Source organism: Sapientia aquatica (assembly GCF_004358105.1).
Lineage (GTDB): Bacteria > Pseudomonadota > Gammaproteobacteria > Burkholderiales > Burkholderiaceae_D > Solimicrobium > Solimicrobium aquaticum.
Genome location: NZ_SMYL01000058.1, coordinates 1 through 501 on the forward strand (window position 1 = coordinate 1; position 501 = coordinate 501).

Sequence of the window (501 nt, forward strand, 5' to 3'; positions counted from 1 at the left end):
CTTCATCGGTAGTTAAACCGTTTTGGACCTGATTTGTCGTTAAGACTGCGATTTGCGACGTCGTCAATGCATCCACACCAGCAGTACCCAGAGCAGTAACTTGCGCTGTGCTCAATACAGCCACTTGTGCAGTGGTCAAGGCTTTGACTTCGCTGCTAGTCAACGCTGCCATATCCGCGGTGTTGAGGCCGTTGAGCACTTGGTTAGTCGTCAAGGCTGCAATTTGCGCGGTGGACAGCGAATTAACCTGAGCGGTCGTTAAACCATTATTGATCTGGTTCGTTGTCAACGCCACGATTTGCGAAGTCGTTAAGGCATCGGCACCGGCAGTACCTAAGGCAGCAATTTGAGCGGTATTCAACGCTTGGACATCCGCAGTCGTAATCGCTCTCACCTGCGCGCTATTGAGGCTAGCGACTTCATCGGTGGTTAAGCCGTTTTGAACCTGATTCGTCGTTAAGACTGCGATTTGCGACGTCGTCAACGCATCCACACCCGCTG

General features: G+C 51.9%; 1 pseudogene. It reads right to left on the reverse strand.

Going from position 1 to position 501, the window contains the following annotated elements:
- Nucleotides 1–501: pseudogene (locus E2I14_RS19465) on the reverse strand (heme utilization protein); the annotation flags it as partial.